This window comes from Paraburkholderia sp. BL18I3N2 (genome assembly GCF_003001875.1).
In the GTDB taxonomy this organism is placed as follows: domain Bacteria; phylum Pseudomonadota; class Gammaproteobacteria; order Burkholderiales; family Burkholderiaceae; genus Paraburkholderia; species Paraburkholderia phytofirmans.
Window position 1 is genome coordinate 1 of the sequence record NZ_PVNC01000051.1, and the last position, 5,047, is coordinate 5,047.

Below are 5,047 nucleotides of genomic sequence, written 5' to 3' on the forward strand. Positions count from 1 at the left end.
AACCGAAAAACAGTAACAGGTTTGAACTGAAGAGTTTGATCCTGGCTCAGATTGAACGCTGGCGGCATGCCTTACACATGCAAGTCGAACGGCAGCACGGGGGCAACCCTGGTGGCGAGTGGCGAACGGGTGAGTAATACATCGGAACGTGTCCTGTAGTGGGGGATAGCCCGGCGAAAGCCGGATTAATACCGCATACGATCTGCGGATGAAAGCGGGGGATCCTTCGGGACCTCGCGCTACAGGGGCGGCCGATGGCAGATTAGCTAGTTGGTGGGGTAAAGGCCTACCAAGGCGACGATCTGTAGCTGGTCTGAGAGGACGACCAGCCACACTGGGACTGAGACACGGCCCAGACTCCTACGGGAGGCAGCAGTGGGGAATTTTGGACAATGGGCGCAAGCCTGATCCAGCAATGCCGCGTGTGTGAAGAAGGCCTTCGGGTTGTAAAGCACTTTTGTCCGGAAAGAAAACCTCTGGGTTAATACCCTGGGGGGATGACGGTACCGGAAGAATAAGCACCGGCTAACTACGTGCCAGCAGCCGCGGTAATACGTAGGGTGCAAGCGTTAATCGGAATTACTGGGCGTAAAGCGTGCGCAGGCGGTTCGCTAAGACAGATGTGAAATCCCCGGGCTTAACCTGGGAACTGCATTTGTGACTGGCGGGCTAGAGTATGGCAGAGGGGGGTAGAATTCCACGTGTAGCAGTGAAATGCGTAGAGATGTGGAGGAATACCGATGGCGAAGGCAGCCCCCTGGGCCAATACTGACGCTCATGCACGAAAGCGTGGGGAGCAAACAGGATTAGATACCCTGGTAGTCCACGCCCTAAACGATGTCAACTAGTTGTCGGGTCTTCATTGACTTGGTAACGTAGCTAACGCGTGAAGTTGACCGCCTGGGGAGTACGGTCGCAAGATTAAAACTCAAAGGAATTGACGGGGACCCGCACAAGCGGTGGATGATGTGGATTAATTCGATGCAACGCGAAAAACCTTACCTACCCTTGACATGTATGGAACCCTGCTGAGAGGTGGGGGTGCCCGAAAGGGAGCCATAACACAGGTGCTGCATGGCTGTCGTCAGCTCGTGTCGTGAGATGTTGGGTTAAGTCCCGCAACGAGCGCAACCCTTGTCCCTAGTTGCTACGCAAGAGCACTCTAGGGAGACTGCCGGTGACAAACCGGAGGAAGGTGGGGATGACGTCAAGTCCTCATGGCCCTTATGGGTAGGGCTTCACACGTCATACAATGGTCGGAACAGAGGGTCGCCAACCCGCGAGGGGGAGCCAATCCCAGAAAACCGATCGTAGTCCGGATCGCACTCTGCAACTCGAGTGCGTGAAGCTGGAATCGCTAGTAATCGCGGATCAGCATGCCGCGGTGAATACGTTCCCGGGTCTTGTACACACCGCCCGTCACACCATGGGAGTGGGTTTTACCAGAAGTGGCTAGTCTAACCGCAAGGAGGACGGTCACCACGGTAGGATTCATGACTGGGGTGAAGTCGTAACAAGGTAGCCGTATCGGAAGGTGCGGCTGGATCACCTCCTTTCTCGAGCTCACGTGTCAATCGTGTTGAGCGCTCACGCTTATCGGCTGTGAATTAAAGACAGAAACGCAGACAGACTCAGGGGTCTGTAGCTCAGTCGGTTAGAGCACCGTCTTGATAAGGCGGGGGTCGATGGTTCGAATCCATCCAGACCCACCATTGTCTTGTCTGCGATGGCTGACCGGCAAAACCCCTGAGTAGTAGCAGATGATGATCTGTGCATGACTGGGGGATTAGCTCAGCTGGGAGAGCACCTGCTTTGCAAGCAGGGGGTCGTCGGTTCGATCCCGTCATCCTCCACCAATCCTCAATGCGTAGCGCTGCTGTGAAAAGCAGAGCGCTGTGCATTGGCGATTGAGCCAGTCAGAGTGATACGCAATCAGAGATTGCGCTATCGGCTGTCGTTCTTTAACAATCAGGAAGAAGTAGTAAAGAGATTCACGAAAGTGTACCTGGAGATGGGTGCATGAGTAGGTGAATCAGGGTTGTGATTGTATCAATGTATGAAAAGAGAGATCGAAAGATCGCTTTTGGAATACGGCGCAACACGAATACTCAACCTGTAGCGGCATGTGAATCGAGAGAGACACACCCGTTATAGGGTCAAGCGAACAAGTGCATGTGGTGGATGCCTTGGCGATCACAGGCGATGAAGGACGCGGTAGCCTGCGAAAAGCGGAGGGGAGCTGGCAAACGAGCTTTGATCCTCCGATATCCGAATGGGGAAACCCGGCCCGTATGGGTCATCCGCAGCTGAATACATAGGCTGCGCGAAGCGAACGCGGTGAACTGAAACATCTAAGTAACCGCAGGAAAAGAAATCAACCGAGATTCCCAGAGTAGTGGCGAGCGAAATGGGACCAGCCTGTACTCTTTATCTTCATTGTTAGTCGAACGCTCTGGAAAGTGCGGCCATAGCAGGTGATAGCCCTGTAGACGAAAACAGCGAGGAAGAACTAGGTGTACGCAAAGTAGGGCGGGACACGTGAAATCCTGTCTGAAGATGGGGGGACCATCCTCCAAGGCTAAATACTCGTGATCGACCGATAGTGAACCAGTACCGTGAGGGAAAGGCGAAAAGAACCCCGGGAGGGGAGTGAAACAGATCCTGAAACCGCATGCATACAAACAGTCGGAGCCTCGCAAGGGGTGACGGCGTACCTTTTGTATAATGGGTCAGCGACTTACATTCAGTGGCAAGCTTAACCGATTAGGGCAGGCGTAGCGAAAGCGAGTCCGAACAGGGCGATTCAGTCGCTGGGTGTAGACCCGAAACCAGGTGATCTATCCATGGCCAGGATGAAGGTGCGGTAACACGTACTGGAGGTCCGAACCCACTAACGTTGAAAAGTTAGGGGATGAGCTGTGGATAGGGGTGAAAGGCTAAACAAACCTGGAAATAGCTGGTTCTCTCCGAAAACTATTTAGGTAGTGCCTCGTGTATCACCTTCGGGGGTAGAGCACTGTCATGGTTGTGGGGTCCATTGCGGATTACTACGCCATAGCAAACTCCGAATACCGAAGAGTGCAATCACGGGAGACAGACATCGGGTGCTAACGTCCGGTGTCAAGAGGGAAACAACCCAGACCGCCAGCTAAGGTCCCCAAATATTGCTAAGTGGGAAACGAAGTGGGAAGGCTAAAACAGTCAGGAGGTTGGCTTAGAAGCAGCCATCCTTTAAAGAAAGCGTAATAGCTCACTGATCGAGTCGTCCTGCGCGGAAGATGTAACGGGGCTAAGCAATATACCGAAGCTGCGGATGCACATTTATGTGCATGGTAGGAGAGCGTTCCGTAAGCCTGCGAAGGTGCATTGAAAAGTGTGCTGGAGGTATCGGAAGTGCGAATGCTGACATGAGTAGCGATAAAGGGGGTGAAAAGCCCCCTCGCCGTAAGCCCAAGGTTTCCTACGCAACGTTCATCGGCGTAGGGTGAGTCGGCCCCTAAGGCGAGGCAGAAATGCGTAGCTGATGGGAAGCAGGTTAATATTCCTGCACCATTGTTAAATGCGATGGGGGGACGGATCGCGGAAGGTTGTCCGGGTGTTGGAAGTCCCGGTCCTTGCATTGGAGAAGGCGCTTTGGCAAATCCGGGCGCGGGATTCAAGGGTGCGAGGCCATTCACTTCGGTGAAGAAGCAATCGGAAGTGGTTCCAAGAAAAGCCTCTAAGCTTCAGTTTAACAAGACCGTACCGCAAACCGACACAGGTGGGCGAGATGAGTATTCTAAGGCGCTTGAGAGAACTCGGGAGAAGGAACTCGGCAAATTGGTACCGTAACTTCGGGATAAGGTACGCCCCTGTAGCTTGATGCCCCTGCGGGCAGAGGGTGAAGGGGTTGCAATAAACTGGTGGCTGCGACTGTTTAATAAAAACACAGCACTCTGCAAACACGAAAGTGGACGTATAGGGTGTGACGCCTGCCCGGTGCCGGAAGATTAAATGATGGGGTGCAAGCTCTTGATTGAAGTCCCGGTAAACGGCGGCCGTAACTATAACGGTCCTAAGGTAGCGAAATTCCTTGTCGGGTAAGTTCCGACCTGCACGAATGGCGTAACGATGGCCACACTGTCTCCTCCCGAGACTCAGCGAAGTTGAAGTGTTTGTGATGATGCAATCTCCCCGCGGCTAGACGGAAAGACCCCATGAACCTTTACTGTAGCTTTGCATTGGACTTTGAACCGGTCTGTGTAGGATAGGTGGGAGGCTTTGAAGCGTGGACGCCAGTCTGCGTGGAGCCATCCTTGAAATACCACCCTGGTTTGTTTGAGGTTCTAACCTTGGTCCGTAATCCGGATCGGGGACAGTGCATGGTAGGCAGTTTGACTGGGGCGGTCTCCTCCCAAAGTGTAACGGAGGAGTACGAAGGTACGCTAGGTACGGTCGGAAATCGTGCTGATAGTGCAATGGCATAAGCGTGCTTAACTGCGAGACCGACAAGTCGAGCAGGTGCGAAAGCAGGTCATAGTGATCCGGTGGTTCTGTATGGAAGGGCCATCGCTCAACGGATAAAAGGTACTCTGGGGATAACAGGCTGATACCGCCCAAGAGTTCATATCGACGGCGGTGTTTGGCACCTCGATGTCGGCTCATCTCATCCTGGGGCTGTAGCCGGTCCCAAGGGTATGGCTGTTCGCCATTTAAAGAGGTACGTGAGCTGGGTTTAAAACGTCGTGAGACAGTTTGGTCCCTATCTGCCGTGGGCGCTGGATATTTGAAGGGGGCTGCTCCTAGTACGAGAGGACCGGAGTGGACGAACCTCTGGTGTACCGGTTGTCACGCCAGTGGCATCGCCGGGTAGCTATGTTCGGAAGAGATAACCGCTGAAAGCATCTAAGCGGGAAACTCGCCTTAAGATGAGATATCCCCGGGGCTTCGAGCCCCTTGAAGGGTCGTTCAAGACCAGGACGTTGATAGGTCAGGTGTGGAAGCGCAGTAATGCGTTAAGCTAACTGATACTAATTGCCCGTAAGGCTTGATCCTATAACAGGTGTGT

At 53.5% G+C, this 5,047-nt stretch carries 2 tRNA genes and 2 rRNA genes; all 4 read left to right on the forward strand.

The window, feature by feature from the left end:
* Positions 1–23: 23 nt before the first annotated feature.
* The 4 genes from B0G75_RS39745 to B0G75_RS39760 all read left to right on the forward strand — a co-directional run bounded on the left by B0G75_RS39745 (position 24) and on the right by B0G75_RS39760 (position 5,034).
* Positions 24–1,556 (forward strand): 16S ribosomal RNA (locus B0G75_RS39745).
* Between the two features lie 79 nt (positions 1,557–1,635).
* Positions 1,636–1,712 (forward strand) — tRNA-Ile (locus B0G75_RS39750).
* Between the two features lie 68 nt (positions 1,713–1,780).
* Positions 1,781–1,856 (forward strand) — tRNA-Ala (locus B0G75_RS39755).
* 298 nt (positions 1,857–2,154) lie between these two features.
* Positions 2,155–5,034 (forward strand): 23S ribosomal RNA (locus tag B0G75_RS39760).
* Together the 16S and 23S rRNA genes with 2 tRNA genes alongside form the textbook arrangement of a ribosomal RNA operon.
* Positions 5,035–5,047 lie beyond the last annotated feature (13 nt).